The following is a 26,093-nucleotide window of genomic DNA, read 5'->3' as shown; positions in this document are numbered from 1 at the left end:
CGATGACATCCGAACGCGTGATGGCTATTGTCGGCGCGGGCCATGTAGGCGGGCGTGCCGCGCAGACGCTGCGCGAAGCGGGCTGGCGCGGCGGTATTGCATTGATTGGCGCCGAAACGCACTGGCCATATGAGCGCCCGCCGCTTTCGAAAGGCTTGCTGACCGGCAAGCGCGAAGCGGCGCAGTGCCAGTTGCGGCCTGCCGACGCGTGGCAACAGGATCGGATCGAGCATATCGTCGGCCGAGTCCAGTCGTTCGCCCCCCATGCACGCACGCTCCAGATGAGCGACGGCCGCACGTTCGCGTACGAAGCGCTGCTGCTGGCAACCGGCGGCCATCCGCGGCAGCTCGCCATTCCCGGCGCGCAACTCGAAGGCGTGGTCGCGCTGCGCACGCTCGACGATGCCGCGCGTATCGAGCGGCGTTTCGTGCCCGACGCGCGCATCATGCTGATCGGCGGTGGTTTTATCGGGCTTGAAGTCGCCGCGTCCGCGCGTGCGCGCGGTTGCGATGTGACCGTTCTGGAGGGCGCCCCGCGCTTGCTGGGCCGCTGCGTGCCCGCTTCGATTGCGGCGCGCGTCCATGCGCTGCACGCAAGCCACGGCGTACGGATTCACCTGAACACGATGCCCGGGTCGATCGGCCAGGCGGACGACGGTGCGCTCGCCGTAACCCTGACGAATGGCGACGTGCTGACGGCGGATACCGTGATCGTCGGCATCGGCATCGACCCGGCAGACGAACTGGCTCGTGACGCGGGCCTCTGCGTTCAGCGCGGCGTAGTGGTCGATGCATCGCTCGAGACATCGGCGCCGGGCGTTTTCGCCGCCGGCGACGTCGCGCTGTTTCCGAGCCGCTACACCGCACAACTGATCCGTCAGGAAACCTGGCACAACGCCGAAACGCAGGCGCGCGTGGCAGCGCGCAATATGCTCGGCGCGGGCGAAGCATATCGCGCACTGCCGTGGTTCTGGTCCGATCAGTATGACCATCAATTGCAGGTTGCTGGCGAACCCGCGTTGGGTACGCGTGCCGTGACGCGCGCGCTGAATGGCGATGCCGAGATTCACTTTCATTTCGACGTCAATGCGCGGCTGGTCGGCGCGAGCGGATACGGCACCGCCAGCGCTTTTGTGAAAGAAATGAGGCTCGCGCGAATGCTGGTCGACAGCGGTAACGCGATTGCGCCGGAATCGGTCGCCGATATCAATGTGGCACTGAAGAGTCTGGTCTGAGCGTTAACGTCGCGGATTGCACGTTAACTCATCGCATCGATTCTCACTAAAATTACATAAAAAAAAGGCACAGGCCATTCAATATAATCGTTTGCCGGTTATTCAATTGCTCCGCACAAGTCGCTTCGGGCGTTGATTGCCGCTCCATGACGAGAATCTCAATACCCTTTGAGGATACTCGTTGTTCTCCCCTGCCAATGCGTGGCAGAATTGCGGCGGCCGTTGTCGCGTCGCCTGTTCCGGTCACAGAATCTGCCTGTCTGCGTTGCGTGGCGCTCGCGTCTACGCGAAGCGCGCGATCCGAAACATTAATGCGTTGACCTCCCTCAATTGCGGGTCTTCCGAGAGTACCTCGTGCGCTTCGACCTACCGTTCTGCCGCCGGGCGGCGGTAGCGTTGAGGCGTCGGCGAGATATCGTGCAGAGAATGAAAGAAGCTACGATCGTGCGCTCGAAGCCGAATTGCAGGATCGGCATTTGGGTGAGCAGCCTGATCATGTCAATCGTCGCAATCCAGAGCCACGCTCAAAATACGGTTCCGGACACGCCACCTATCGGGCAGGACGCGGCTGTCCGGCAAGTCGTACTCGGCATCATCAGTTTCACGCGCTGGCCGCAGCCGCGGCCGCAAGTGCGTCTGTGCATCGTCGGCGACACGGGTTTCACACTCAATAGCGCCGAACCATCGGCTTCTTCGTCGCCACCGGTTGTCGCCGCGCGGCAAGCCTCTGCATCCGATCCGACGATCGGCGCCACCTGCGACGCACTGTATATGGGCGCGCTATCCGATGCCGAACGCAAGCAGGTCGATGCAAGCCGCGCCGGACATCCGATTCTAACGATCAGCGAAAACGACCCGACGTGTACGCTCGGCGCGATGTTTTGCCTGAGCACAAGTAAAAATCGCGTTACGTTCGATATGAATCTCGATAGTGTGGCGCGCAGTGGTGTGCGCGTGAGCCCGCAAGTACTGGAGCTCGCGCGCAAACGGAGTACGCCATGAAGCCCCGCATCGTCCGAAGGCACACGGGTCCGCACCGTGACGTCACGCGCCGTCCGTCGCTTGAACACGTCTTGCGGAGCACTTATGCACGACTCGCATTTGCGGCCGTGTCACTGGCGGCGGTGTGCGTGGTACTCGTCGCGTGGACCGTGTTGCGCACCTACGCCAACGACAACCTGATGCTGCTTGCGCGCTCGATCGCTTACACGGTCGAGGCGGCCGTCGTGTTCAACGACAAAACAGCGGCCGAAGATGCGATTGCCCAGATAGCGGGCCACGAGGACCTCGCGGAAGTCCGCATTACCGACACTCACGGCGCAACGTTCGCCATCTGGCAACGCACCGGAGATGGGCCATTGACACGCTGGGTGCACCGGCTTGCCGACCTGCCGCTGCCGGGCGGCGCCGTGGTACCGGTTACGCACAATGGCGAGGTTGTCGGCAAGATTCGCGTGCGCGGACGCGGACACCAGTTCGCTATCTTTCTTGCCGGCGGGATCGGCGCGGTGCTTGTCTGTCTCATCATCATTCTTGGCGCGGGGACGCTGATCGCGAGGCAAATGCATCGCAACATCGTCGAGCCGTTGCGCGCACTCGCCGAAGTTGCCCACGCGGTGCGGCGCGACCGGGCTTTCAGCAGACGGGTGCAAGCGACGCCCATTGCGGAGCTTCATGAACTGGGGGACGACTTCAATGCGCTGCTCGACGAGTTCGAAGTCTGGCAGCATTCGTTAAACGAACAGAACGCGACCCTCGCGCACCAGGCCAATCACGACCGCCTGACCGGCCTGCCGAACCGCGCGCACTTCGAGTCGCGACTCGAAGCGATCATTCGTGAAGCACGCGTATCGGGCACAACAGTCGGGCTGTTGTATATCGACAGCGATCGCTTCAAGGAAATCAACGATACATTGGGCCACGACGCCGGTGACGCTGTACTCGTAGCGATCGCCTCGCGGCTGCGTGAGGCACTGCGCAAAACCGATCTGTTCGCGCGCCTCGGCGGTGACGAGTTTGTCGCGCTCTTGCAGGGCTTAACCGATGAAGAAGAGGCGATTGCCATTGCGGAGGCCTTAAGCGAATCGATGCTTGAGCCGATAACATTGCCGGGAGGCCACGAGGTCACGACATCGGTCAGCATTGGCATCGCAATGTTTCCGCTGCATGCACACGACGTCGCAAGCCTGTTGCGCACCGCGGATTCCGCGATGTATCAGGCAAAGCGTCATGGCGATCGCGCGTGGCAATTGGCAAAATAAAAAAGCAAACATGTTTGACACACGCAAATGGGGTTTGAAGTGGAATGCACTGTTGATGTAACACGGGAACGAAGCTTTAAAATGCGCGGCTGGTTGATGCCGGCTCTGATCGCAAGCTTGCTGGCCGTGCTTGTGCTGCTGACAGGGTGTCAAAGCACACCGCCGAAGCATGGCTTGACGGCCGCGCAAATTGCGGCGCTGAAAGAAGCGGGCTTTCATGAAACTGACGAAGGCTGGGAATTCGGCATCAGTGACAAGGTTCTGTTCGAGACCGACAAGTTCGAAATACAGGCTGCGGCACAGGACGTGATCACCCGCGTTGCGTCGACGTTGATCAAGGTAAGCATCTCAACCGTGCGCGTCTACGGTTACACCGATTCAACGGGTAGCGATGCGCACAACGACTGGTTGTCGCAACAACGGGCGAACGCCGTGGCCAATGCACTCGTGGACGCGGGCATGGCGCGCGATGGTCTGACGCCCATCGGCGCCGGCAAGCGACATCCGGTCGCCGACAATAGCACCGCTGAAGGGCGCGCACAGAATCGCCGCGTGGCGATTGTTATATCGACGAGTTAGGACCCGCGGCAAGCTCTACCTGAGCGCCGCCTGATGCGCGGGACGTTTTACGCGTCAGCCGGCAGGCAGCACCCCTCTACTGAACAAGCGTTTGCGGTGCACGCGCTTCGTTGAATCACCCGCTCTGATTCGTCTCTCCTGATGCCCGCTGTTGCGCGGGCATCGTCACCTCTTCCTCTTTTCTCTTCTGGCTGATCGGTCAAGTCCCGCGCTCGTTGATACCGCGATGACCGCTGTCGACAGTTTTTTACAAGCAGTGCAAATCGCCCTGTTAAAAATCGCCAAAGCAGTGACAGATTTCAACCCGCATCAAACAGGAGAGTATCGACGATGGGCACACCCTTGCACCTTTGGCTTACCGATGATGGAGACACGTCGATTCGCGGTGGCAGCGAAGTCGTGGGCCGCGAAGGCAGCATTGAAGTACTGAGCGTCACGCACGGTCTGGACGCACCTGTCGACCATCACACCGGCAAGCTGATCACCACGCACTCCCACCGGCCGCTGATGTTCGAAAAGGAAATCGACCGGTCATCGCCGCTGCTCTATCAAGCGATAGTGCGCGGGGACACGCTTCGCCATGCGGTGCTCAGGTGGTACAGGACGACCGAGGCCGGCATTGAGGAAAATTACTTCACGATGTCGATGAAAAACGTGAAGATCGCGTCGATCTCGCCGAAGCTGATGAACATCAAGGAACATCAGTACGCGCATCGGAACCACTTTGAAATTGTCGAGTTGCGGTACGGCGAGATCACGTGGAACTACCACGACGGCAATCTGCTGTTTGCCGACGCCTGGCGCACTGCGCGAGCGGGGTGATGCGATGCCAGTACAGTGCACATTCAGGTTGAACGGCCAGTCAACGTCGACACTTTATTGTTCGGGGTTTGGTGGGGTTACAGCGTATTCGGGGCAAGAGGATGGTCGTGATAATCCGCGGGCAGCTTCGATTAAGGACATTGGCCCAATTCCACCGGGAAAATACTATCTGCTCGACCGACAGTCGGGCGGGCGTATGGGATGGTTCTACGACTGGCTTTCAGAAGCCAACGTCGGCACAACTGATCACTCAAAATGGTTCATGCTCTGGAATGAAAAAACGGGGGATACGACCAATATCAATGGTGTCAGAAGAGGCGAATTCCGTTTGCATCCAGAAGGTCAAAATCGACTCAGTAAAGGCTGCATCACTGTGCCATCGAGCGAGATATTTGACAGGCTTGAACGCCATATCCGTTCGAGACCTCCCGATGTCCCTGTGCCAGGTACGACCTATAAAGCGTATGGAACCGTGGTGGTGCAATGAATAAGGCACTGCGCCTTGGCGCCTTCGTTACGTTGACCTTCTACATCGGAAGATCGATCGCCAACATCTTTCTGGGCTGGCCTGCGGAGATGCCTGACTGGCTTTACCACACGACCCTGTTCGCGTTACGCGTCACGGGACTTGGCGACGTTGACAGTACTGACGACGCCGAGGTCATGGCGACACTGATTGTCGCCCTCACTTCATGGACGCTCACGGGCGTGGTGCTATGGCTGCTAGCAATCACGGTCCGGCGTTTCAGAAACCGCGGCAAAACCTGACTCAGGATCGACCAGGCGACGGCGGAAGGTTTCCTGGACCTCAACTCGTCTCACTGACGTACAACGATGCCAAATAGTGGTGATGCAATGAAAGAGCAATCCGTATCGGCGCCTTCGTCATAGCAACCTTTCTCATCGGATCGTCAATCGCGAACATCTATCTGGAATGGCCTGCCCCGATGCCCGACTGGCTTCATGACCAGGTTGGCCTTACGCACCGCGGGCCTTAGAGAGTTTGACCCCGACGACGCCGAAGTCATGGCGACGCTAATCGTCGCCTGCATTTCCTGGACGCTCACCGGCTTCGTCCTGTGGCACATCACACGAGCAGTGCGACGCTGGAAAAACCGCGGCAAAACCTGACATAGGGTCGGCCTCACCGACGAGGCCGCCTCCACGTTAACCCAGCCCCCCATTACCCCGCATTACATCCTTTCTGCATCCCACTCACCCGACCGGTTAAAGTGAGAGGTCACTGCCAATGCCAAAGGAACGATCTGCTTGCAATTCGTAAGGTGTGCGTGCGGTACATCACGTCATCCTATGCACTTTGGGTGCAGGCTGACGCATCATTCGAAAGCTTGCTTTAATTCTCGATCCTGGTTGGACGGGGCGCTCCTTCTGAATGGAGAACCAATCATGAGAATGCGAATCCAGTACGTTTATGCGCTCGGCATCGGCCGAACGGCCAGCCCGCGCGCGTCGCGGGGTGGTCACCGTTCACCCTTCCCCGCTGCGAGGTACCTTTGAACGCCGTGTCGACGCCACAAAAGAAACCGCGCCGCCGCGGTCTGCTCGCGATCGCGCTGATCGCCATCGTGCTCATCGTCATCGTCGTGCTGCATCTGCTGCATGGCAAAAAACCGCCGCGCGCCACAGCCGCACAGGTCGTGACCGTCGCCACCGCGACGCTCGGCCCGATGCCCGTGACGCTCAGCTCGCTCGGCACCATCACCCCGATTGCGACCGTCACCGTGTTACCGCAATTAAGCGGTTACCTGACCGCCGTCGGCTATCACGAAGGCCAGGACGTCGAGAAGGGCCAATTCCTCGCGCAGATCGACCCGCGTCAGTTCGAAATCAGCAAGCAGCAGGCGCAGGCTCAGCTCGCAAAAGACAAAGCGTCGCTCGCGCAGGCTCGCGCCGACCTCGCGCGCTTCACGCAGCTGAACGAACACAAGTCGATCGCCGAACAAACCTACGTCGACCAGCAGTTTCTCGTGCAGCAGGACGAAGCCGCGGTCAAGGCGGACCTCGCCAACATCGCGCAGTTCGACCTCGACCTGATCTATTGCCACATCACCGCGCCCGTGTCCGGCCGCATCGGCCTGCGGCTGATCGATCCGGGCAACTACGTCACCGCTTCGAGCCAGCCGGGCATCGCCGTCATTACACAGATGAAGCCGACCACCGTCGAATTCACGGTGCCGCAGAACGCGCTCGACCAGGTGCTGCGGCGCGTCAATACCGGCGCCAAACTGCCGGTCACCGTCTATAGCAGCGACAACTCAAGAAAGCTTGCCGCCGGCGAGCTCTACACGATCAACAACCAGATGGCGACCGCAACCGGCACGGTCACGCTGCGCGCGAGCCTGCCCAACGACGACGAAGCGCTCTTCCCGAATGAATTCGTCAACGTGACGCTACTCGTCGACACCCTGCAGAATGCGGTGCTCGTGCCAACGGCAGCCGTGCAAACCGGCGCGCCCGGCGACTACGTCTATCTGGTGAACGACAACAATACGGCGTCGGTCCACAAGGTCACGATCGGCCCAACCAGCGGCCAATACACGGCGATCACATCGGGCCTGGCGGCCGGCCAGCGCGTCGTCACCGACGGACTCGACCGTCTGTCGGACGGCGCGCATATCAGACCCGCCGCCGCGCGGGCGGCGCCGGCAAGCGGTGCAAGGGCGGCATCGGGTACAGCAGGCGCATCAGGTGCGTCAGGCGCGCGAGCCGCGTCCGGCGCGGAACCTGACGTCGCAAAAGCCGCGTCCTAAGCCGCCCGCCCCGCGCCGATGAATTTCTCCCGTCTGTTTATCCTGAGACCGGTAGCCACGTCGCTGCTGATGATCGCGCTCGTGCTGATCGGTCTTGTCGCGATGAAGTTCCTGCCGGTCTCGTCGCTGCCATCGGTCGATTACCCGACCATTCAGGTGCAAACCTTCTACCCCGGCGCGAGCCCGCACGTGATGGCGACGACGGTGACCGCGCCGCTCGAAGTCCAGCTGGGCGAGATACCGGGTCTGCAGCAGATGATCTCGTACAGCTCCGAGGGCGCGTCGATCATCACGCTGCAGTTCGACCTGTCGCTCAACCTCGATGTCGCGCAGCAGAACGTACAGCAGGCGATCAACGCGGCGAACAGCTTCCTGCCGGCCGGCCTGCCCGCGCCCCCGACCTACGCGAAGGTCAATCCCGCCGACCAGCCGATCCTGACGCTCGCGATCACGTCAACGTCGCTATCGCTCACGCAGTTGCAGGACGTCGCCAACAATCGCCTTGCCACGAAGATCTCCGAAGTGTCGGGCGTGGGTCTGGTGGCGACGGCGGGCGGCAACGTGCCGGCCATCCGCGTCGAAGCCGATCCGCAGAAACTCGCGGCCTACGGCCTGAATATCGACGACCTGCGCACGCTGCTCGCCAACATCAACGTCAGCCAGCCGAAGGGCAATTTCGACGGCCCCGATCTCGACTACACGATCAACGGCAACGATCAGATCGTCGACCCTGACGACTACATGAACTCGGTGGTCGCCTATCAGAATGGCGCGCCGGTGTTCCTGCGCGATGTCGCCCATGCGAGCCAGGCGCCGCAGGATGTCGAACGCGGCGCCTGGTACAACCACGAGCCGGCGATCATCCTGAACGTGCAGCGCCAGCCGGGCGCGAACGTGATCCGGACCGTGAACCAGATCATGCAGCAGTTGCCGAAGCTCGAATCGACACTGCCGGCAGGCATGAAAGTGACGGTCGTCGCGGACAGCACCGGCGTGATCCGCTCGTCGGTGCGGGACGCGGCGTTCGAACTGATCCTCGCGATCGTGCTGGTCGTCGCGGTGATCTTCGTGTTCCTGCGCAATGTGCCCGCGACCATCATCCCGAGCATCTCGGTGCCGGTCTCGCTGATCGGCACCCTCGCGGTGATGTACCAGCTCAATTACTCGATCGACAACCTGTCGCTGATGGCACTGATTATCGCGACCGGCTTCGTCGTCGACGACTCGATTGTGATGATCGAGAATATCGTGCGCTACCTCGAGGAAGGCATGAACCCGCTCGAGGCCGCACTCAAAGGCGCCGGCCAGATCGGTTTCACGATTCTGTCGCTCACCGTGTCGCTGATCGCCGTGCTGATTCCGCTGCTGTTCATGGGCGGCGTGATCGGCCGCCTCTTCAGCGAGTTCGCGATCACGCTGGCGGTCACCATCGTGCTGTCGGCCGTCGTATCGCTGACCGTCGTGCCGATGATGTGCGCCCGCATTCTGCGCGCACAGGCCGAGCGGCACCCGAGCCGCTTCGAACGGATCAGCGAAGGGCTCTTCAACAAAACGCTGGCGGCATACGAGCGCGGCCTGCGCTGGGTGCTCGACCACCAGACGCTAACGCTGTTCGTCGCGCTCGGCACGGTGGCGCTCACGCTGATTCTCTACATCGTGATACCGAAGGGACTGTTCCCGGTGCAGGACGTCGGCGTTCTGCAAGGCATCAGCGTGGCCGACAACTCGGTGTCGTATCAGGCGATGGTCAAACGTCAGGCCGCGCTCGCCGAAGCGATCCTGAAAGACCCCGACGTGACGTCGCTGACGTCGTACGTCGGCATCGACGGCACCAATACCTCGCTCAACAATGGCCGCTTCCTGATCAACCTGCGCTCGCGCGACGACCGCTCGTTGAGCGCAGAGGAAATCGGCCGCCGCATCCAGCAGGAAACGGAAAATGTGGCGGGCATCCGGCTGTATCTGCAGCCCGAACAGGACCTGACGCTCGACACCACGGTCACGAAGAACCAGTACAACTTCGTGCTGCGCGGTCCGAGCGAGGAAGCGTTCCAGCAAGTCGTGCCCGCTTTGATCGCGCGCATGAAGCAGATTCCGTCGATCACCGACGTCGCGAGCGACCTCAACGTCGATGGCCTCGGTGTCTATGTCGAAGTGAACCGGCAGCTCGCCGCGCGCTACGGGATCACCGCGGCGACGATCGACAACGCACTGTACGACTCGCTCGGCCAGCGCATCGTCTCGACGATCTTCCAGCAATCCGACCAATATCGCGTGATTCTCGTCGCGAAGCCCGAGTCGCTGCCCGACGTCCGCGCGCTCGGCAACCTCTATCTGCCGAGCCAGACGAGCAGCAGCGGCCAGGTGCAGCTATCGGGCATCGCGAATATCCGCATCGTGCGCACGCCGCTCGTGGTCAGCCACCTCGCGCAATTTCCGTCGGTGACGATCTCGTTCAATCTCGCGAAGGATGCATCGCTCTCCGCCGCCGTGCGCTCGATTCGCGACGCCGAGCACGCGGTGAATCTGCCGCCGTCGATCACTTCGACCTTCCAGGGCGCCGCGCAGGCGTTCGAAGACTCGCTGTCGAGCGAGGTGTATCTGCTGGTCGCCGCGCTCGCGGCCGTCTATATCGTGCTGGGCGTGCTGTATGAGAGCTATATCCACCCGGTGACGATTCTGTCGACGCTGCCATCGGCCGGTATCGGCGCGCTGCTTGCGCTGATGATCGCGGGCAGCGATCTCGACGTGATCGGCATTATCGGCATCGTGCTGCTGATCGGCATCGTGAAGAAAAACGCGATCATGATGGTCGACTTCGCGCTCGAGGCCGAGCGTGTGCATCGCAAATCGCCGCGCGATGCGATTTTCGAGGCATCGCTGCTGCGCTTCCGGCCGATTCTGATGACCACGCTCGCCGCGATGCTCGGCGCGCTGCCGATGCTGCTCGGCACGGGCACGGGCTCCGAACTGCGCCGGCCGCTCGGCCTTGCGATTATCGGCGGCCTGACACTGAGCCAGATGCTGACGCTGTTTACGACGCCGGTCATCTACCTGTTCTTCGACCGGCTCGCGCAGCGCTTCTCGCGCAAACGCCGCGACGGTGAAAACGACACGCAACGGGGCACGCCGTGAACATCTCGGCGCTTTTTATCCGGCGGCCTGTCGCGACCAGCCTTCTCGCGGTGGCGATTCTGCTGTCGGGTTTTCTCGCCTATTTCCAGTTGCCGGTCGCCCCCTTGCCGAACATCGCCTATCCGGTGATCGTCGTGCAGGCGAACATGGCGGGCGCGAGCCCTGAGAACATGGCCGCCACCGTCGCCGAACCGCTCGAACGCCGGCTCGGCACCATTGCGGACGTCGCCGAACTGACGTCCATCAGTTACGTCGGTTCATCGATGATCGTCGTGGTGTTCGGCCTGAACCGCGACATCAACGGCGCCGCGCGCGACGTCGAAGCCGCGATCCAGGCGGCCCGCGCGGATTTGCCGACCACCTTGCGCAGCAACCCGACCTATCGCCAGTACAACCCGGCGAGCGCGCCGATCATGGTGCTGGCGCTGACCTCGGACACCCTCACGAAGGCCCAGCTCTATGACTCCGCCGACTCGGTGATCCAGCAGCAGCTCTCGCAGGTGGATGGCGTCGGCCAGATCACGCTGGGCGGCGGGGCATTGCCGTCGGTGCGGGTCGAATTGCAGCCGGGCAAGCTGAACAGCTATGGAATCGGCCTCGAGGACGTGCGCGCCGCGATCGGCGCGGCCAACGCGGACAGCGCGAAAGGACATATCGATCAGAACGACCAGCGTTACGAGATTCTGTCGAACGACCAGATCAGCAACGCGGCGCCGTATCGCGACATCGTCATCGCGTACCGGTCCGGCGCGCCGGTGTTTTTGCGCGACGTCGCGAGCGTGATCGATTCAAACGAAAACATCCGCAACGCGGGCCTGTATAACGGCAAGTCCGCCGTGCTGGTGATCGTTTATCCGCTGCCGGGCAGCAACGTCGTGAAGACGGTCGGGCAAATCCAGGCGCGCCTGCCCGCCATCGAAGCGGCACTGCCGAAGGCGATTCACGTGAATGTCGCGATCGACCGGTCGGAGTCCGTCCGCGCCTCGACCGCCGACACCGAGCGCACGCTCTTTCTCGCGGTGCTGCTGGTGGTCGGCGTGGTGTTTGTGTTCCTGCTTTCGCCGCGTGCCACGTTGATCCCGGCTGTCGCCTTGCCGCTGTCCATCGTCGGCACGTTCGGGCCAATGTACCTGCTCGGCTATAGCATCGACAACCTGTCGCTGATGGCGCTGACAATCGGCACCGGCTTCGTCGTCGACGATGCGGTCGTGGTGCTCGAAAACATCGTGCGTCATGTCGAAGCCGGGCTCGACCCGAAGGAAGCCGCGATACGCGGCGCCGGCGAGGTCGGCTTCACGGTCATTTCGATGAGCCTGTCGCTGATCGCGGTGTTTCTGCCAATTCTGCTGATGCCCGGCATCGTCGGCCTGCTGTTCCACGAGTTTGCGGTTACCCTGTCGATCGCGATCCTGCTGTCGCTCGTGATCTCGCTGACGATTACCCCCACGATGTGCGCTTACGTGCTGCGCCGCGAGCGCGCCGATCATCCGAAGCCACGCATCGCGCTGTGGATCGACGCGCAGTTCACGCGGTTCCGCAACGCGTACAGCCGCTCGCTCAACCTCGTGCTCGACCATGCATTGCTGATCGGCCTGTCGCTGATCGCGCTGCTCGTCGCGAATGTGTTCCTGTTCCGTCTGTTGTCCGCGACGTTCTTCCCCGAGCAGGACACCGGTATTCTGATTGGCCAGATCATCGCGGACCAGAGCATCTCGTTCAACGCCATGCAAAAGAAGCTCGCGCAATTGCAGGCGATCGTACAGAAAGACCCGGCCGTCGCATCGGTGGCCGGCTTTACCGGAGGACGGGCGCTCAACACCGCCAACGTGTTTATCGAACTGAAGCCGCTTGCGCAACGGCACCTGTCGGCCACCCAGGTGGTCAACCGTCTGCGGCCTAAACTCAGTGCGGTATCCGGCGCACAACTGTTCCTGCAGGCACAGCAGGATTTGCGTATAGGCGGCCGGCAGTCGGCAGCGGAATACCAGTACACGCTCACGAGCGACGACCCCGATGCGCTCTTCACCTGGGTACCCCGGCTCGTCGCCGAACTCGGCAAATACCGTAGTCAGATTCTCGACGTGAATTCGGATCTTCAGCAAAACGGCCTGCAGGCGTATGTGAATATCAGCCGCAGCACGGCGATGCGCTACGGCTTCGCGGCAAACCAGATCGACAATGTGCTTTACGACGCGTTCGGGCAGCGCACGGTGTCGACTATCTTCAATCCGCTGAACCAGTACTTCGTCGTGATGGAAGTCGCACCCGAATACTGGCAATACCCGCAGTCGATCAACGGCATCTACCTGAGCACCGCGGCGGGCAACCCGAGCGGCACGCAGCAGACGCAGATGCAGGGCGCCACCATCAGCGGCGTCACGCAGCCGGTCGCCATCGCCGCGGCAGCCAGCGCGGCGGCCGCCACCAACGCGCTCAATTCGAATGCGCAAGCCAATGCGGTGACCAACAGCATTTCGAACAGCAAAGGCGGCAGCTCGAGCGGCAGTGCGGACAGCACCGCCGCGGAAACGATGGTGCCGCTCCCCGCGATGATGAGCTGGACCAGCAGCCATACCGCGACCCAGGTCAACCACCAGAGCGGCCTCGTGGCGGGCACGATCTCGTTCAATCTGCCGGCGGGCGGCTCGCTGAGTGCCGTGGAAGAGACCATCCAGCAAGCGTCGCGCGACATCGGCATGCCCGCCTCGGTGCACGGCGCGTTCGCGGGCGCCGCGCAGGCGTACGCGCAGTCGATGGGCACGGTGCCTTTGCTGATTGTCGCGGCGCTGCTGGTCGTCTACATCGTGCTCGGCGTGCTCTACGAGAACACGATCCACCCGTTGACGATTCTCTCGACACTGCCGTCCGCCGGCATCGGCGCGACACTCGCGCTGCTGATCTTCGGCACGCCGTTCTCGGTCATCGCGTTGATCGGGATCATCCTGCTGATCGGTATCGTCAAGAAGAACGGCATCATGATGGTCGACGTCGCGATCCAATTGCAGCGCAAAGAGGGCAAGGACGCGCGCCAGGCCATTCACGAGGCCGCCGTTGTGCGTCTGCGTCCGATCATGATGACGACCGCGGCCGCGGTGCTCGGCGCGCTGCCGCTGGCGATCGGCATCGGCCAGGGCGCATCGCTGCGCCAGCCGCTCGGCGTGACCGTGATGGGCGGGCTGTTGTTGAGCCAGGTGTTCACGCTGTACACGACGCCTGTGATTTACCTCTATCTGGACCGCCTGCGTTCGAAGGTGGCGCGCTGGTCCGCGCGACTGCCCTGGAACCGTGGGCCCGAAACACCGGATGCAACCGACACGAGCGCATGATCATGAACACGACCCGCACCTTACTCGCGATATCGCTCGTCGCGTTGACGAGCGGCTGCATGGTCGGCCCCGACTATCACCGTCCGCCGGTGCCGGTGCCGGCCACGTGGCAGGAGCTGCCGGGCTGGGAGCAGGCGCAACCGGCGGCGGCTGAAGGTCCTAAAGGCGACTGGTGGACGGCTTTCAACGATCCGCTGCTCAACGAACTCATGCCGCAGGTCGAGGTATCGAACCAGACCGTGCGCCAGAGCTATGCGAACTACCAGCAAGCGCTGGCCGAAGTGCGGGTCGCGCGCGCGGGCCTGTTCCCGACGCTCGGCGTGACGGGGTCGGTCACGCGCGAGCGCAGCCCGACCAGTACCTTCGGCAGCTCGTCGTTCCTTCCGCAAAGCGGCGGCGCGCGCATCAACAACGGCGGCTCGCTGGAAGGCAGCGCCAGCTGGACGATCGATGTGTGGGGCGAGGTGCGCCGCCAGATCGAGGAGAACTCCGCGACCGCGCAAGCCAGCGAGGCCACGCTGGTGAACGCCACGCTCTCCGAGCAGATTGCGCTGGCGAACGCGGTCATCGACTTGCGGATCACCGATGCGAATATCGACCTGCTGACGCAGACCGTCGAAGCGTTCCGGGAATTTCTGCGTGTCGTGACCGAGCAGGACCGCGCGGGCACGGTGCCGCCGTCGAATCTGGTGCAGGCGCGCACGCAGCTCGAAAGCGCGCAGGCCAGCCTGATCGCGCTCGGCGTATCCCGCGCGCAGTTCCAGCATGCGATCGCGGTGCTGGTCGGCAAGAACCCTGAAGAGCTGACCATTCCGCATAGCACCGCGTTGCCGACGCTGCCCGACATCCCGGCGGGCGTGCCATCCACGCTGCTGCAGCGGCGGCCGGACATCGCGGTCGCCGAGCGGCAAATGCAGGCCGCGAACGCGACGATCGGCATTGCCGTGGCCGCGTACTATCCGACCATCTCGCTGTCGGCACTAGACGGATTCACGCAGTCGCCGCTCAACGGCCTGCTGCATATCAGCAACTATGTCTGGTCGCTCGGGGCCAGCGCGAGCCAAACGATATTCGATGGCGGCCTGCGCGGCGCGCAGGTGGACGCCGCACGGGCGAGCTACAACGCCGCCGTTGCCAATTACCGTGGTACCGTGCTGAGCGCGTTCCAGAACGTTGAAAACGATCTGTCGGGCTTGCGCATTCTTGCCGACCAGGCGCAGGTGCTCGACGCCGCAGTCCAGGACGCGATTCACGGCACGCAGATCGCGTTGAATGAGTACGAGGCCGGCACCGTCGACTACACGACGGTCGCCACCGCCCAGGCGACGCAATTGACCGACCAGCAGAATGCGTTGAACGTGCAGCAGCAGCGGTTGCTGAACGCTGCGTCACTGATCGGGGACCTGGGCGGAGGATGGTCCGGCGTGCTGCATGAGCCGCTGCACCCGGACGTGGCGTCGCCGACTGCGGCGGCAACCCCGTAGGTCGACCCTTCCATCAAGCGCCGGGCGGCACCAGAATCGCGATGCCGAACGCTTCGGCCAGCCGCAACAACGCGACCATCTCTTGCGCGGATGGCGCTGGCGCGCTTGCCAGTGCGTCGAGCGTCGTCGCCGTGCCGTCGATCGGCACGCCGGCTTCCGCGATGAACTCGTCGAAACCGCCCGGCGTGGTGATGACGATACCCCGCATTGGCGTGGTGCCGCGATTGCGCAGTCGCTGCGGCACGCCGCGCGGCGCGAAATACGATGAACCCGCTTGCAGCGTCATCACTTCATCGCCAATCGTGACCTCCAGTTCCCCCTCGAGAATGACCATTGACTCATCCTCGCGAAGGTGAATGTGGAGACCACCATCGCCGCCGGGCGGCATGATCCCTTCGATCATCGAAAATTGTCCGCCGGTCTGCTTCGACGAAAGCAGCACGCGCATCTGCACGCCGAGAAACGCGTACGTGGGCGCCGCGCGCTGCATCACGGGCGCGGGCGGGTTGGGCAGGTTCATGGTGCGGGGTCCTTGTCAGCGAATAGGGCATCGGGTGCCGCAGCCATTGAGCCATATCGGCAGCGAGCGAATGTGTCGCTTCGTAGGATTTTGTGTCCAGGAATGTGGCGCAGTAGTCGTCGCGTGACTGACAGGCATGGCCGCTTACGCGAAGCAACCTTCAACCGCGCGCTTCGCATCCGCGCGCCGTGGGTGCGCACTCCGGTGCGCGCGTCGAACGCCTGACCCTACAATGGCGTAATAAATGGCAATCAAAGGCAGCCGATGAAGCCGGAGCGTATTACCGCGATCGCGAACGGAACACGAAAACCCCTGTTCGCAGGCGAGCCTGTCGGCATGCTTTCGCCGTCGCCATCATTACTCATCGAAACTCACCAGACGCATCGCGATACATTGAGCACGCGTGTCATTCCCGAGCAGGTGCTGACGCTGTTTCTCGATTCGGGCTTCGTCGAGCATGCCGTCGAAGCAAAGCCGCCGGCCAGCATCCCGGTGCCGGCCGGTGCGGTCGTGTTGTCGTTGCGCGACCAGCCGGAAACGATTCGCTGGGTGAAGTCCGCACGCGTGATGAGCGTCAGGCTTGAAGATCGCGTGCTCGAAGACGCCGCGCGAACACTCGGCAAACGCGGTCTCCATGACATCGTTCCCAGCAGCGGCGTGCATGATGCGCAACTCACCACACTGCTACAAGCGCTCTATCTCGAACAGGCCAATGAGTACAGGGTGGGCCGCCTCTACATCGACGGTATCGAGCAGGCACTCGCCGCGACGCTGGTCAGCGGCCATGCGCAGCGCGCGTCGGTGCCGGCCAGACAGGCCGGCGGCCTGACTGCCGCGCAAGCAAGCCGTGTGGCGGAATTCGTGCGGGCCAACCTCGACCGGTCGATTACGTTGGAGGAGCTTGCGGGTTACGCCGGCTATAGCCCTTCGCACTTTTCGCTGCTCTTTCAGCGCACTTTCGGCATGACGGCGCATCGCTATCTACAACGCGCGCGCATCGAATACGCGAAAGTATCGCTGGCGAAACCGCATCGATCGATACTCGATATTGCGATCGACTGCGGTTTTCAGACCCAACAGCATTTCTCGCGGGTATTCCGCGCCATCGTGGGCGTCTCGCCGACCGAATTCAAGCGCAGCCGTTGATATAAGGTTTATACGCCCCGCGCCTCTCTTTTCGGCAAATTAACGTACTTCGTACTGTAATAACCCTCTTCGTCATTCCGCCGACATATTCGATAGCGACTGGACGACTCGCCGGTCCGCTCCCTTCCTTGTATTTTCTCAATTGACATGAAAGACGACGCTTACCGCGATATCAACGACCTGTATCTGTCGATGGTTTCGCCGGAAGAAGTTTTAGCAAGCGACATTCACGACCCCGTGATGTCGGACTGGATCGCCACCTCATTGCCCGATCAGGCTTCCATTCTGGACGCGGGATGCGGCATGGGTTATCACATGGTGGCCTTGCATCGCGGCTTGCCCGCGAAGCAAACCGGGAAGCGCTACCGCGTGTTCGGTGCAGACTACAGCGAAAGCATGTTGAAAAGCGCAAGAGCGAACGGTATGAAAGCGGGCATTCCCGCTGACGCATACCGGCAAAGCGCGTTTGCCGACCTGAAGCATATCGAGCCGTGGTCGGCCAAGTTCGATTGTGTGCTGATCAATTACGCGATCTACAGCTATCCGGACTCGGTCCACGATTACGACGCCTACTTCCGGGACTGCCTGGCCGGGGTCAACCATGTGCTGCGTCCGGGCGGACATCTGTTGTTCAACGTGCGCGACTGGGCGAGCGTCGTCAGCGGCCCCAAGGATCACGATTACGTGAATACGCACGACGGCATCACGTACCACTGCCGGTATAGCTGGGAATTCGGCCCGGACCGCCACCACAAGGCACACGTGACCATGCGCAACCGCGCTTCCGATCTGAAGCGGGAAACGATGCTTCGTTTCGCCGAACGTACGCCAAACGAATTGATGGCGCTGATGGAAAAGCACGGCTATGAGTGGGTGTCCACACAACCGCATGGCGCCGGCATTCTGAAGTTCGACACGCTTATCGCCAGGCGGCTTGCTTAAAGGGCTGGTTGCAGATGCCTCATGGTTAGAGGCCTCCGTCCACGCTTACGCCACCTCGCCGCCCGGCCGCGCGGCGGCAGCGGACTGCTGCGACAGATGTCGCAGCAGTTTGGTGACCATCCCGACAACCGTGAACGCGAGAATCACGAAGAACACCGCGAGCGGCGTCAGGATATGCACCGATACGAAGCCGGCCAGCCCCATCATCGCGGACGACACGAGCAGCAGCGCGCACCCGAGAATCGCGCTGGTCAGGCCCGCGATCTGCGGGAACAGCGAGTTGCCTTTTGCCATCAAGGTCGGATACATCGCGCCGGCGCAAAGGCCCATGACCAGCACGGGAATCGCGAGCGTCCACACGCGCAGGCCGACCGTCAGCGCAAGCAGCAGCATCGCGATCGACGTGGCCGCCATCACCCGCGCCCCGATTTTCAGCCGCTGCTCCGCGCTCGGCAGGCGCGGGCTATGGATTCGATTCGACAGTCCGCCGAGGAAGTACATCATGCCGATGCCGAGCGCGAGATAGCCGAAATACGTCGGCGGGTAATGCAGCGTGTTCTGCACCATGAATGGCGCGACGATGTTGAATACCAGCAGGATGCTATAGCACAGGCCCTGCGCGAGAAAACAGCTCTGGAACACCGGGCTCGACAGCACCTTGCGCGCGTTCGTCACCAGCGTGCGCGGCGCGAGATGCACGCGCTGCGGCAAGGTTTCACGATAACGCCACAGTACCGTCCACAGCACGAGCGAATAGACGAGCAGAAACACCAGGCAGGACTTCCAGCCGAACAACGTCTGCAGGTGAGCGCCGATGACCGGCGCCACGATCGGCGCAAGTCCCCACGCGATCGACATATAGGTGAACGCGTGTATCAGCGCCTGTCCGGAGAACGAATCGGTGATGATCGCCTTCGCGAGCAGGTTGGTGGCGGCAATCCCGAAGCCCTGCAGGCAGCGGGCGAGGATGAACGTCTCCAGATTCGGCGCAACGAGTGACAGCGCGCAGCCCATGGTGAAGACGATCAGGCCAAATACCAGCACCGGCTTACGCCCGTACGCGTCGGCAATAGGCCCGAAGATAAGCTGGCCAAGCGCGTAAGCCGCCATATAGCCCGACACGCTCGACTGGATCGCCTGAGGCGACGTCGTGAAGTAACGGGACATCTCGGGCAGCGCGGGCACGTAGATGTCGATCGCGAACTGCCCAGCGGATGCGAACAGGCAGATCAGAACCAGCAGGAAGCGCGGCGAGTTGGGTAAAGGTAAACGCGTGGTCGTTGAGGAACGCTCGGGAATAGCCTGATTCATGAAGACTTCGTCGAAGTGGATCGCGATGACGCGGCATTCAGCAGTTCGAATGTCGAATGCGACCGGTTGCGGCGTCAAAACGCATATTGTGCCTGTCTTCCGTCTTCGATGTGACGTTCACTTCGAGTAGAGGGATGGTTTAATTGGGGCGTGGCGAAGAGGCGGGGCTTTTCCGCCTGGCTTACACGTCGGCAGCACCTCGAAGCGTTCGCTGAACAGTTCCATGCCGTACCGGCTACCCGCTTGGAACGCCAGGTATGCCCCGATCGCCCCGATCGCCCCGATCGCGCCGATCAATCGGGATCAGGCTGACGTAGCGTCCGACGTTGCGTCTTCCGCCTCCGCGTCGATTTCCTCCCCTTCAAAGACCCCCTCAAGATAAGGCGCGTATCGCTCCTGGATATATTTGAGCGACGCGGCCTTGTCCACTTGCACTTCGAGTTTGTCTTGAAAGAATTTCAATCGGGCACGATTCTCGTCAAGCACTTGCGCCCATGTTTTGCAGTAGATCGAGACGTTGTCTTTCGCATGCACCAGCCCGGCATCGTCCCGTACCCGATGCTCGGCGTACGGCGCCAGTTCATCACTGATGACCCAGAAATGCCACATCACACCCACCTTTGAGAAGCGTGCATCTGCCGTTACCGAGAACGCATAGTTCTCGATCTGCGTGACCTCGGCCGCCCCAATAGGGACTTTGGGTGCTTTTAATTCGACCACAAGATGCGTCAACTGGTTTGCACGATACTGCTTCGTCGCCTTCGATAACATCAGATCTACGATTCCGCGTGTCTGCGATATATGTCTGACCGGCGCATCGATAACGATGTTCAGGTCGAGCATCTTCTTGTGCTCGATAAGCACCTGTGTCAGCGACCGATCGTCCACAGACAGATTGAACTCCTCGCCGAACAACCAGCAGTTCTGCGCGATGATCCGATGCAACTGCGAGCGTTCCTTCAGCCGCATTCTCGGTTCCGGATCGAAGAGCACGGCTTCCAGACCAGTGAGAAATTTCAGGCGGTCGGACACGATCTTCGCTGCACTGATGATCGACGACAATGAAGTATCGCGCAGGAGTTGCGCGAGTTCGTCGCGCTGACGCTTAGGCAAACGCAGTACCTCGTCGAGGATAACCTGCAACTCCTCCGGGCTCTTTTCGATCGCCTGCCGTAGCATGCGGAGCTGAAACGCCTTATTTTTTGCCTGCGTGGTACTGAAGTCCGGCAAATGGCGCGCGACATTCACCGCCACAATATCGAACACCTGTCGTTCCACCTTTTCGACAGGTGTCGTTGGATCGCCTGCGAATGGATAGACCTGTTCGTCCTTCCATTCCTCGACAACCGTGCGCGCCTCTTCGGCAGCACGCGTACGAAAATAGTCCTTAATTGTCTGCTGCGCCTCGTCGATCGAGGCCACGACCGGCTCCTGCATTTCGGCCAGTTCGACGGTCCCATCCCGTTGCGCCACATTGAAATACGGCGAAGCCAGATAGCCAGAGAAATGAAAGGGGCCGATATGGAAACGACGATCGACCTGCACGAGGGGAAACCGCTGATCGTTACACAGGTATAGCGCACGATTAGCCGCTGCCTTCCATTCGACTACGTGCAAACGGACCCAGTGAACCTTGCCATCTACCTCGACATCAGTCAGATTGAATACTTTGCGACTCGCGATGGTCGAACTAGGATTAACCACCTGTCCGTCAAGGATGATGCTCGCCTTATTCTCATAGTCGGCAAGGTAAAGTGCGAACACCTCAGCTAATTCCTGTCGTCCTGCTTCCGAGGTGAAAGTGCGGTAATCCTTGAGCGGTTCACCAATGGTTAGCGTCACACCGCGCGTGGCCTTGCCCGTAACCTCTACCTCATCGCCGATGTTGACATGGCGAATGTCGTTCGAGACCATCTTGATCGCGTAAGACCACAACTTACCGTCGCGCTCGTAGACCACCGCCCATTCCGCCGTCCGGCCTAGAGCGAACGCCTTGAATCGCCCGCGCCCTTCCTGACCGTGCAGGAACCGACCCGAGGCCGTTTGCGCACCGGGCTTTTTCCAGGAACCGCCCAGCGATCGAAAAAAAGTCGGCGCGTCCGCGCGCGGGATACCGTGCCCATCGTCCTTCACAACGATAGCGTCCAGCGTATCGAGGTCGTTGTACTCAAAGGACACCTCCGCCTTTGATGCGTCCGCATCAAAGGCGTTCCATATAAGTTCTGACAGCGCCGGAACAGGTTTCGCCCGCGTGATTTTCTCAAGGAAGTCCGGTTGCACCTCAACCGGATATTGGTCGGCCATGCTGATCTCCTTCAACGCAATTCAGCAGCTCGATGTGTTAGTCCGCTGCATTTTCATCGGCCGACATTTTACAACCAGGTTACGTTGTGAAGTACAACCAAGCGAAAGTTATTCGCATCCATCGCGCGTGGCCAAAATGATCCCTGGTACACCATTGAAATCGCTCCGTGCCGGCTTGATTCGCTGCAAGCACATGGGTGCCACCGTTGTCAGTTGCCGCTACCCGACTTCCCCTGCCGCAAGCTCGAAACCTTCGTCAATCCAGCCACTGATCCCACCGATCATCACTTTCACCGGCCGCCCCAGTTGCGCCAACCGGATCGCGCCGCGTGTCGCGCCATTGCAGTGCGGTCCTGCGCAGTAGGTGACAAAGCGCGTATCGGGCGGATAGCGCTCGAGCTTCGACGCGATGATCTTGCGATGCGGCAGATTGACCGCACCACGCACGTGTCCTTGCGCAAAGAGCACAGGACTACGCACGTCGAGCAGCACGAAATCGACACCGCGTGCCTCGTCTCCGGCCAGTGCCGCGTGAACGTCGGCACAGTCGGTTTCGAATCGCAGCGATGACGCAAAGTGATCCAGCGCTGCGGCACTGTCGGCGGCAGGCGTGTCAAAGACGGGCGGCATCTAAAGCTCCTAAGTTGGTTGGCGTCGAAAAGCATACGGCGACGTCATTGTCCCGCCCCGGCGCATGCATGGGCAGTGGCGCAATCGTCAATCTACGGTAATATCGCGCCATGTCATCACATCGTCCTCATCGGGTCGTTGCCGTCGCGTACGACCGCCTCTGCACATTCGAATTCGGCTGTGTAACCGAGCTGTTTGCGCTCGAACGCCCTGAACTCGGCGTCGACTGGTATCGCTTTTCCGTCTGTGCAATCGAGCGCGGGCCGCTTCGCGCCGCCGGTGGCATAACGGTTTCCGCGCCGCATACGCTCGCCATGCTCGATCGCGCCGACACCATCATCATCCCAGGTTGGCGCGACCCCGACGAACTGCCCCCCGCCGCGCTGCTGAAGAAGCTGCGCGCCGCGTACGCGCGAGGCGCGAGGCTATGTTCGATCTGTTCGGGCGTGTTCGTCCTTGCCGCGGCTGGCATCGTCGACGACAGGACCGTGACGACCCACTGGCGCTACGCAGACCGGCTCCAGCAGCGCTATCCGGCACTGCGTGTGCAACCCGATGCGCTTTACGTCGACGAAGGACAAATTCTGACGTCGGCGGGATCGGCGGCCGGACTCGATATGCTGCTCCATCTCGTGCGCCGCGATTACGGAAGCGCAGTCGCGAACCGGGTCGCGCAACGCCTCGTTGTACCGCCGCATCGCGAGGGTGGCCAGGCGCAGTTCGTTCCCCGTCCGATGCCCCGCGACGGGAGCAGCCGGCTGGCGAAGCTGATGGACTGGGTCCGACAGCATCCGGCGCTGCCGCACAGCGTCGAATCGCTTGCGGCCAAGGCGTCGATGAGCTCACGCACACTGCAGCGCCAGTTTCGCGACGCGACCGCAATGGGCCCATACGAATGGGTCGTGCGCGAGCGCGTGGCCATCGCACGCGATCTGCTCGAATCGAGGCCTGATTTGCCGATCGCGCGTGTCGTCGAACTCGCGGGATTCGGCTCCGAAGAATCGATGCGCCGGCACTTCAGGCGGGTTACACGAACCAGCCCAACCGCATACCGGAAGAAGTTTGGTGCACGTGAAAGCACCGGCAAATCACCGTCCGCGCACGCCACCTAATATCTGACCACGCGCAAACGCCGCCCCATCATGCGGGTGCCAGCCCGCTCATGCCTCTCACGACAAGTTCGCACGCCCCCCGTTCGGGACCGGAATATCTGATTTTAATAATTGGTTGTGCGCGAAACGTTTGCCGCTCGTCGATCTCTTGCCGGGACGGAAACTTATTTGTATGATCATCGCCGCGACGGCACCATCACCCGAACACTCAACGGCGCCGCGATAAAAACAGCTATACATCTGAGAGCCATGGCAGTCCGCATCCGGCCGCCATAGGTACACCGAAATAAATGCGATCTGCATGGCGATAGCGACGTGAGTCGCACGGGGGCCATCATGAAATCGACCGACGCGTTGTTACGTGGCATCTACGTGAAGGCGGACAAGTTGATGCTCGCTGTCATCTGGTGTCTATTCGGCATTTCATGTCTGCTCGCGAACAGCAACCTCACGTGGTCCGCCGTATGGTGGGTTGCGCTTCCCACCGTGGCGCTTGCGTCGGTGCTGGTGTTCTGGTGCGCCGGCGCGCTCGTCACCCGCCTCGTTCTTGCAGCCAGTCTGATGACGTTCGCCGCACTCCAGATCCATCAGGCGCGTGGCCTCGCCGAACTGCACTTCGGCGTGTTCGTGCTGCTGTCGTTTCTGCTCGCCTATCGAGACTGGCGGCCGATTATCTGTGCCGCGGCCGTGATCGCGGTGCACCACTTCACGTTCAACTATCTTCAACTTGCCGGGCTAAATGTGTATTGCTTCACGCAGCCGGCGCTGTCGACGGTACTCGTGCACGCTGGCTACGTGATCGCGCAGACCGGCCTGTTGATCTATATCGCACTGCACATGAAAGCCGATGCGCAAGCGGGCCGCGAACTCGCGGTGCTTGGAGAGAATCTGTCGCGGCAGGAAGGCCGATTCGATTTGCGCTTTCCTCCCATCACACTGAACGGTGAAAGCAGCCGCACCTTCAAGAACACACTCGACGCGATTCATCGCGTGTTGCGCGAAATCACGCTGACGATCGATCGGATGGCCGCATCGTCCGAGAACATTGCCACCGAAAATCAGGCACTGCTGGATGAAATCGCGACGCAAGCCGATGGGCTCAAGGCAACCAACGTCGCAATGGCGCAGATGGCGCAGCGTGTCAAGGCGAGCGCAGAGCACGCGGCGACGGCGGACCGGCTCGCGAAACAGACCTCGAGTGTCGCCCAGCAAAGCGGCGCAGTGGTCGGCGAGGTAGTGGGAACCATGGGCGCGATCGACGAAGCGGTGAGCCGGATGGGCGACATGATCGCGACGATCGAAGGAATCGCATTCCAAACCAACATTCTCGCGCTCAACGCGTCAGTCGAAGCCGCCCGCGCGGGCGAGCACGGGCGTGGCTTCGCGGTGGTCGCCGACGAAGTGCGCAAACTCGCGCAAAGGAGCGCGAGTGCGGCGCACGATATCAAGGCATTGATCACCGAGTCGCTGCAACGGGTCGAGCGCGGCTCCGCGCTCGCAACCCAGGCCGGCGACGCGATGCGACACGTCGTCGGACACGTCGAAAACGTGGCGGAGCTGATTCAGCATATCAGCTCGTCAAGCGACGCCCAGAGCCACGATGTCGACCGTTTCAGCCAGGGCATCGACGACATGGACGTGGCGCTTGGCGGCAATGTCGAACATGTGAAGGGCGTCGTGTCGGCATCGGGCAGTTTGCGCGAGCAAGCCCAACAGTTGCGCGGCGCGATGTCCGTGTTTCTCGTCGCGCAGGGCTAACGGCGAACCGCGCTCAGCTCCGCGACAATCCGATGCCGCGTAGCGAACTCCTGTGCCGACCGCTGCCGGATCAGTTCCACCACCGCTTGCGGCGCCACATCCGGGTCTCCCGCGTTAAACGGCGGCGCTGGCGCATATTCGAGTTCGAGCTGAATCGCTTGAGCTTCGTCGAGCCCGGCCAGTTCCGCAGCCACCGTCAATGCGAAATCGATGCCTGCGGTCACCCCTCCTCCCGTGATCAGGTTGCCATCACGCACCACGCGGCCACGCGTCGGAATCGCACCGAGCGGTTCGAGCAGTGAGTGGAACGCCCAGTGCGTCGTCGCGCGCCGCCCTTCAAGCAGGCCTGCCGCGCCAAGCAGTAACGCCCCGGTGCACACCGAGGTGATATAGCGCGCGCCGGCGGCCTGTTTCCGAACAAAGCCGATTGTTTGCGCGTCCTGCAGCAGGTCGGTCACGCCGCTTCCGCCCGGCACGCAAATCACGTCGAGTGGCGGACAGTCGTCGTAGGTCGTGCTCGGCGTCAGCACCAGTCCATTGCCCGATATCACTGGTTCGCGCGATTTCCCGATCACCTGCGTCGTCACGTCAGGCAATGATGCGAGCACGTCATACGGTCCTGTCAGGTCGAGTTGCTGTACGCGAGGAAAAACCAGAAATCCGATTTGCAGCGTCATGGAAATACCTCATCTAATGGGCGGAAGATGTGCACCTTCGTCGGGGACGTGAAGTGGACAGGTCAATTCTATGCGGGTAG

The 26,093-nt window shown here is 61.6% G+C and carries 20 protein-coding genes; 15 read left to right on the top strand and 5 right to left on the bottom strand.

Annotation, left to right across the window (positions count from 1 at the left end; genetic code table 11):
* Positions 1 to 2: 2 nt before the first annotated feature.
* From HV796_RS20805 to HV796_RS20755, 11 genes are all read left to right on the top strand, one after another.
* Positions 3 to 1,235 carry an NAD(P)/FAD-dependent oxidoreductase gene (locus HV796_RS20805; RefSeq protein WP_175228396.1) on the top strand — a complete coding sequence of 411 codons (1,233 nt, stop codon included), beginning with the start codon at positions 3 to 5 and terminating at the stop codon, positions 1,233 to 1,235.
* Between the two features lie 495 nt (positions 1,236 to 1,730).
* Positions 1,731 to 2,237: a regulatory sequestration protein YfiR gene (yfiR, locus tag HV796_RS20800; RefSeq protein ID WP_175228395.1), complete on the top strand. Its 507-nt coding sequence runs from the start codon at positions 1,731 to 1,733 to the stop codon at positions 2,235 to 2,237.
* On the top strand, positions 2,234 to 3,496 hold the full coding sequence (gene dgcN, locus HV796_RS20795) for a diguanylate cyclase DgcN/YfiN (protein ID WP_175228394.1): 1,263 nt from the start codon (positions 2,234 to 2,236) through the stop codon (positions 3,494 to 3,496). Before yfiR ends, dgcN begins: the two co-directional genes overlap by 4 nt.
* An 81-nt stretch (positions 3,497 to 3,577) precedes the next feature.
* Positions 3,578 to 4,075 carry an outer membrane lipoprotein YfiB gene (gene yfiB, locus HV796_RS20790; RefSeq protein WP_281369807.1) on the top strand — a complete coding sequence of 166 codons (498 nt, stop codon included), beginning with the start codon at positions 3,578 to 3,580 and terminating at the stop codon, positions 4,073 to 4,075.
* Positions 4,076 to 4,405: 330 nt separating this feature from the next.
* The gene (gene tssD, locus HV796_RS20785; protein ID WP_175228392.1) at positions 4,406 to 4,897 is read left to right on the top strand and encodes a type VI secretion system tube protein TssD; all 492 of its coding nucleotides are present in this window, start codon (positions 4,406 to 4,408) and stop codon (positions 4,895 to 4,897) included.
* Between the two features lie 4 nt (positions 4,898 to 4,901).
* On the top strand, positions 4,902 to 5,384 hold the full coding sequence (locus tag HV796_RS20780) for a DUF2778 domain-containing protein (RefSeq protein ID WP_175228391.1): 483 nt from the start codon (positions 4,902 to 4,904) through the stop codon (positions 5,382 to 5,384).
* Positions 5,381 to 5,665, top strand: a complete 285-nt coding sequence (locus HV796_RS20775) for a hypothetical protein (RefSeq protein ID WP_175228390.1) — start codon at positions 5,381 to 5,383, stop codon at positions 5,663 to 5,665. The genes HV796_RS20780 and HV796_RS20775 overlap by 4 nt, the downstream gene beginning before the upstream one ends.
* A 746-nt stretch (positions 5,666 to 6,411) precedes the next feature.
* Positions 6,412 to 7,668, top strand: a complete 1,257-nt coding sequence (locus HV796_RS20770; RefSeq protein ID WP_175228389.1) for an efflux RND transporter periplasmic adaptor subunit — start codon at positions 6,412 to 6,414, stop codon at positions 7,666 to 7,668.
* A gap of 18 nt (positions 7,669 to 7,686) precedes the next feature.
* Positions 7,687 to 10,803: an efflux RND transporter permease subunit gene (locus HV796_RS20765; protein ID WP_175228388.1), complete on the top strand. Its 3,117-nt coding sequence runs from the start codon at positions 7,687 to 7,689 to the stop codon at positions 10,801 to 10,803.
* Positions 10,800 to 14,129, top strand: a complete 3,330-nt coding sequence (locus HV796_RS20760; RefSeq protein WP_175228387.1) for an efflux RND transporter permease subunit — start codon at positions 10,800 to 10,802, stop codon at positions 14,127 to 14,129. Before HV796_RS20765 ends, HV796_RS20760 begins: the two co-directional genes overlap by 4 nt.
* Positions 14,130 to 14,131: 2 nt before the next feature.
* On the top strand, positions 14,132 to 15,613 hold the full coding sequence (locus HV796_RS20755; RefSeq protein ID WP_175228386.1) for an efflux transporter outer membrane subunit: 1,482 nt from the start codon (positions 14,132 to 14,134) through the stop codon (positions 15,611 to 15,613).
* Between the two features lie 13 nt (positions 15,614 to 15,626).
* On the opposite strand, the gene HV796_RS20750 is transcribed toward HV796_RS20755, so the two are convergent.
* The gene (locus tag HV796_RS20750) at positions 15,627 to 16,133 is read right to left on the bottom strand and encodes a cupin domain-containing protein (RefSeq protein WP_217477958.1); all 507 of its coding nucleotides are present in this window, start codon (positions 16,131 to 16,133) and stop codon (positions 15,627 to 15,629) included.
* 393 nt (positions 16,134 to 16,526) lie between these two features.
* Between HV796_RS20750 and HV796_RS20745 the strand changes: the two genes are divergently transcribed.
* Entirely contained in the window at positions 16,527 to 17,279 is a 753-nt protein-coding gene (locus HV796_RS20745) for a helix-turn-helix domain-containing protein (RefSeq protein WP_175228385.1), read from the top strand.
* Positions 17,280 to 17,426: 147 nt separating this feature from the next.
* Complete coding sequence (locus HV796_RS20740; RefSeq protein WP_175228384.1) at positions 17,427 to 18,221, top strand: class I SAM-dependent methyltransferase; 795 nt, start codon at positions 17,427 to 17,429, stop codon at positions 18,219 to 18,221.
* A gap of 45 nt (positions 18,222 to 18,266) precedes the next feature.
* Here HV796_RS20740 and HV796_RS20735 read toward each other — a convergent pair whose 3' ends face one another.
* The 3 genes from HV796_RS20735 to HV796_RS20725 all read right to left on the bottom strand — a co-directional run bounded on the left by HV796_RS20735 (position 18,267) and on the right by HV796_RS20725 (position 22,466).
* A complete protein-coding gene (locus tag HV796_RS20735; RefSeq protein ID WP_175228383.1) occupies positions 18,267 to 19,532 on the bottom strand; it encodes a multidrug effflux MFS transporter in 1,266 nt (421 codons plus the stop codon).
* 303 nt (positions 19,533 to 19,835) lie between these two features.
* A complete protein-coding gene (locus tag HV796_RS20730) occupies positions 19,836 to 21,836 on the bottom strand; it encodes an ATP-binding protein (RefSeq protein WP_175228382.1) in 2,001 nt (666 codons plus the stop codon).
* Between the two features lie 219 nt (positions 21,837 to 22,055).
* Positions 22,056 to 22,466 carry a rhodanese-like domain-containing protein gene (locus HV796_RS20725; RefSeq protein WP_175228381.1) on the bottom strand — a complete coding sequence of 137 codons (411 nt, stop codon included), beginning with the start codon at positions 22,464 to 22,466 and terminating at the stop codon, positions 22,056 to 22,058.
* A gap of 110 nt (positions 22,467 to 22,576) precedes the next feature.
* Here HV796_RS20725 and ftrA point away from each other — a divergent pair, with 110 nt between their 5' ends.
* Together ftrA and HV796_RS45415 are read left to right on the top strand one after the other, a co-directional pair.
* On the top strand, positions 22,577 to 23,578 hold the full coding sequence (ftrA, locus tag HV796_RS20720) for a transcriptional regulator FtrA (protein WP_175228380.1): 1,002 nt from the start codon (positions 22,577 to 22,579) through the stop codon (positions 23,576 to 23,578).
* A gap of 336 nt (positions 23,579 to 23,914) precedes the next feature.
* Positions 23,915 to 25,336, top strand: coding sequence for a methyl-accepting chemotaxis protein (locus tag HV796_RS45415; protein ID WP_175228379.1), 1,422 nt, complete (start codon positions 23,915 to 23,917; stop codon positions 25,334 to 25,336).
* Here the strand turns inward: HV796_RS45415 and HV796_RS20710 are convergent.
* Positions 25,333 to 26,013, bottom strand: coding sequence for a DJ-1/PfpI family protein (locus HV796_RS20710; protein WP_175228378.1), 681 nt, complete (start codon positions 26,011 to 26,013; stop codon positions 25,333 to 25,335). The genes HV796_RS45415 and HV796_RS20710 overlap by 4 nt on opposite strands.
* Positions 26,014 to 26,093: the final 80 nt, after the last annotated feature.

The sequence above is a fragment of the Paraburkholderia humisilvae genome, from assembly GCF_902859855.1.
Taxonomy (GTDB): Bacteria; Pseudomonadota; Gammaproteobacteria; order Burkholderiales; family Burkholderiaceae; genus Paraburkholderia; species Paraburkholderia humisilvae.
This window is presented reverse-complemented; position numbering and strand designations above follow the sequence as displayed.